Origin of the sequence: Succinivibrio sp. (assembly GCF_045124615.1) — a bacterium.
GTDB classification, from domain to species: Bacteria; Pseudomonadota; Gammaproteobacteria; order Enterobacterales; family Succinivibrionaceae; genus Succinivibrio; species Succinivibrio faecicola.
The window spans coordinates 1-3995 of the sequence record NZ_JBGVMC010000115.1 but is presented as its reverse complement, the minus strand read 5'-3'; the positions used below and the strand labels follow the sequence as shown (position 1 = coordinate 3995).

Genomic DNA, 3995 nt, shown 5'->3' with positions numbered 1-3995 from the left:
TACCTTGATATTCTGTGATTTCTTTTCTATGGCATCTTTAATAAAAGAAACTAAAACCCATGGACAGAACATTTCCTTTTTATTGAATCTATAGCCATCATAATTCTCTTTTACAAAAGGAAAGTAATCATCAAGTTCATAGTCCTTTAATATCTTTACAGTCTCATCTTTTGTAAATCCTATCATTGAATCAAAAGATGGACTTTCTGACAGAATTGTATTCACATAAAGATTGTTTACACCTGTAAAGATACTGTTTTTTGCTACCTTTAAACAGCCTGTAAGAACTATCTTTTCTATTGGATATTCTGTGGTCTTTTTCTTAGGTGTGATTTTCATGATATCAAAGAACTGGCTTATAAGAGTTACCATCTCATCGTGATAACCTTTCTCTGATGCCTTTGCTAAAGGTACATCATACTCATCGATTAAAAGTATGACTTTCTTTTTATAGTGCTTATAAAGACAGTTTGATAGAAATTTTAAAGCTTCCTTTACATATCCTATTGAATTTATATTACACAGAAATCCTCTATCTAGATATTTGCTATAGTTTTCAATCTCATCTTTTGACAGATTCTTACTGTCTAATAAAAAGTCGTAATCTGAAAATAGCCATACTACAATACGTGCTAATGAATCATAGGCTTGTTCAAAATTCTCTCCATATGCACTTTTAAGAGAAATGAAAATAACAGGGAACTGTCCCATGTATTCATCAGTGAATTCTTTATCTTTTAGAATCTCAAGACCTTCAAAGATTTTTTCTTTAAACTCTCTGTTATCACTGCCATCTTCTCCAATAGTTAAATATGTGGCAAACATATCCATTAAAAGAGTTTTACCAAAGCGTCTTGGTCTTGTAAAAAGGATAACGGAAGCTGAGTTTTCAAAGACATTCTTTATGTATAAGGATTTATCTATATAGTAGTAATCCTCTTTTCTAAGTACAGAGAATTCCTCTGTTCCAAATGGCAGTCTTTTAAATTTATTATCACTCATATTCTTTATCCGTATTTGTGTTTACTTGCTTTATTTTAGCCTAAATATACTTTGATTCAACATTTATAATGAACATTTTCACTGGCTCTCTATAAAGAACAATCATTAAAAAAAAGATCACAAATGACAGCTTATCTATTTAATTTGTCCAATTTTCATATTAAAGCCATTAAAGAATTCCTTGTTAAGAGAATTTCCATCAGAAATGACAGAAATTTCTTTAAATTAGTTTTGACACATTTATCTGACAATTCAAATGAACATTCATTCATGCACCGCTAATAATCATAAACACATTTTTTTTGAACATATATCATAATTCTTATGTATTTTTGCTCAATGAATGTGCATATACATATAAGTACTTGATAGAAAGTATTAAGACAACTACTCTCTTTTTAGGAGAATACAGTTATGAATGCAAAAGAAACTTATCAATCATTAAATACTCTGTTAGATAGTAACTATCTGTCCAGATCAGAACTTATAAAAAAAGCTAATATCTCTGACTTAGAATTTGAAAATCTTTTATCTTGCAATCTTGATTGCATAAGTGCAAGAGTCATTATGAGTGTTGCATCAGCTCTTAATATTAGTGCTGATACTCTACTGTCTGTTTTATCTGAAAAAGCCGATGAAAAACTTATAAGTCCTATTTATTCTGATTCTGATAAACAGTTTGTTAAGATTAAAAGATATGATGTTTTGTTTGATGATAAAGACAGTAATAAGATTTCATTTATTGAGCACAGATATGACAGAGAAATACTAGTATCAGGGTGCTATTGCAAAAAGATGGGAATCAACAGTCCTGAAAATTTAAAATGCTTCAAGATTTCAGGTGATTTCATGTCTCCTCTTATTTGCAATAATGACTATGTGATAGTTGAATGTAATGCTCAGTTACCTATCATTGACGGCCAGATTTATGCCTTTGCAGATAAAGATCATGGGATTATGGTAAGACGTTTTATTTCTCCTTTGCATGGAGGTCTGATTTTAAGATCGGATAATCCATCTGTTGATGATGTTTACTTAAGCAAAGATGAAAAGAACTCTATTTTTATTATCGGGAAAGTAATAGAAAGATCAGGCTGTGTTTTAGAATAGTTTTAGAATAGTTTTAGAACAGTTAAAGGATAATTCTAGAACGATTAAGACTAGATTTGAATAGCAGTTAAAATGTTTAGACATCATGTCTGTAGTTAAATGACATTGCAAGGGTGTTGCCATCAACAGTATTTAAAGATCCACCTAAAGGAACACCTGTTGCAATTCTTGTGACCTTAACAGACATTTTCTTTGCCATTGCTGCAATATAAGATGCGGTAACATCACCTTCAACAGTCTGCCCTAGTGCAAGAATAACCTCTTGAATGTGCTCATTTTCAATTCTGCTTTTTAACAGATCAAGTCCGATTGCGTCTGGACCAATGCCATCAAGTGGTGAGATATGCCCGTGCAGCACAAAATAACTTCCATTAAATGAGGAGCTGTTTTCAATAGCTTCAATATCATTAGGATGCTCAACAATACAGATTGTCCTTTGTGTAGCTCTTTGAGCTGATGAACAGAGTTTACACTCCTCACCTTCATTATCTGTATAGTTTCTGCACTTTGGACAATAGGAAATCTTATCCATAGCATCTGTTAAGGCTTTAGCAAGACTAAGTCCCTCTTTGCGTTTTCTGTCTAAAAGATAATAAGCTATTCTTGAGGCACTTGCAGGTCCAACACCTGGCTGAACCTGCAATGCTCTTATAAGCTCATCAAGAAGTGTGCTTGATGACATATGATTTATATATCACTAAAATGGCATCTTAAAGCCAGGTGGTAACTGCATACCACCAGTTACAGCTGATAACTTTTCCTTTGACTGAACTTCAACTCGTCTTGTTGCATCATTAAATGCAGCAGCAATTAAGTCCTCAGCAATTTCCTTGTCCTCAAAAACGCTGTCATCAATCTCTACACGGCGAACCTCATGTGAACCATTCATGGTTACCTTAACCATGCCAGCACCTGATTCACCGGTTACTTCCATTGAAGCAATCTCAGCTTGTGCCTTCTGCAGACGCTCCTGCATCATCTGAGCCTGCTTCATCATATTTCCCATATTAAACATGTTATTCATCCTTTAAAATTCAAACTTGTAGAATGATAATTCATTGAATGTTTTTTTGCAAACAAAGAGAATATCTGTACCACCAAGAAACGTTTAACTTTATAACTCTCTGTTTCAATCAATCTTGTATATTCTATTTACAATTATATCAATCCTGTCTTTTATCTCATCATAGACTTTAGTATCTGATTTAATATCAAGACTCATTATCTTTTTGACTAATGAGACAATTTCATCTTTACTCTCATTGTCACAAAGGATAAAAGGTACAGATTCAAGATGTGAGCGTAAAACCTTAAGCTGAGAGAATTTCTTTTCAAAATAGAACTTCATCAGTGATGAGTTTAAAATACCAACAACATAGTAGGGGTCAAGTATCTCATCATTTAAAATAAAGAAATTAGCTGAATTAAGTGTAAGCAACTGACTGTCATCTATTGCACAAACAGGATAACGTGAAATAAATCTGTAGATTATTCTGCCCTTTTTTCTGTACAGCTCCTCTTTTGCCATCTGCTGAAATGATGAAAAGTCAGAGGAAACATAGTTATTTGGGGTATCTACATAAAACTTGTGAACATCAAAGCCTCTTATAACACACTGTGTATCATCACTTTTTTGTGTTTTTAATGAACTTTCATTTGAGCCTGTAACTATGCCCATCACAAAGGTTGCATGATCTTTTAGATAGACACAGTTTTTACTCTCATCAATTCTTTTTAATATCTTAGCTTCACTGTCCTGAATTCTAAAGTTAAAGTCCATTAAAGGTCTTTCTCGTCTTATAACATACGATCTGTCTTTAATGTTGACTATAACCTCACCTTTTGGATATCTGTGCTTTGATTTTTCAAGCGTTAGAATAATA

The 3995-nt window shown here is 32.6% G+C and carries 5 protein-coding genes; 1 reads left to right on the top strand and 4 read right to left on the bottom strand.

Annotated features, from left to right (window positions below):
* Positions 1–1002, bottom strand: a 1002-nt coding sequence (locus ACJML3_RS03245) for an AAA family ATPase (RefSeq protein WP_406020574.1), incomplete at its 3' end; no start/stop codon positions are given.
* A gap of 414 nt (positions 1003–1416) precedes the next feature.
* Here ACJML3_RS03245 and ACJML3_RS03240 point away from each other — a divergent pair.
* On the top strand, positions 1417–2112 hold the full coding sequence (locus ACJML3_RS03240) for a helix-turn-helix transcriptional regulator (protein ID WP_406020572.1): 696 nt from the start codon (positions 1417–1419) through the stop codon (positions 2110–2112).
* Between the two features lie 76 nt (positions 2113–2188).
* Here ACJML3_RS03240 and recR read toward each other — a convergent pair whose 3' ends face one another.
* The 3 genes from recR to ACJML3_RS03225 form a co-directional block, all read right to left on the bottom strand.
* Positions 2189–2794: a recombination mediator RecR gene (gene recR / locus ACJML3_RS03235; protein WP_406020570.1), complete on the bottom strand. Its 606-nt coding sequence runs from the start codon at positions 2792–2794 to the stop codon at positions 2189–2191.
* A 15-nt stretch (positions 2795–2809) separates the two neighbouring features.
* Positions 2810–3136, bottom strand: coding sequence for a YbaB/EbfC family nucleoid-associated protein (locus tag ACJML3_RS03230; protein WP_406020568.1), 327 nt, complete (start codon positions 3134–3136; stop codon positions 2810–2812).
* Positions 3137–3241: 105 nt separating this feature from the next.
* On the bottom strand, positions 3242–3995 hold a 754-nt coding region (locus ACJML3_RS03225), incomplete at its 5' end, for a TaqI-like C-terminal specificity domain-containing protein (protein ID WP_406020566.1).

What these genes read in the sequence shown, in the direction of transcription:
- ACJML3_RS03230 (WP_406020568.1), bottom strand. Translation starts at nt 3,136, where the DNA reads ATGAATAACATGTTTAATATGGGAAATATGATGAAGCAGGCTCAGATG.
- recR (WP_406020570.1), bottom strand. Translation starts at nt 2,794, where the DNA reads ATGTCATCAAGCACACTTCTTGATGAGCTTATAAGAGCATTGCAGGTT.
- ACJML3_RS03240 (WP_406020572.1), top strand. Translation starts at nt 1,417, where the DNA reads ATGAATGCAAAAGAAACTTATCAATCATTAAATACTCTGTTAGATAGT.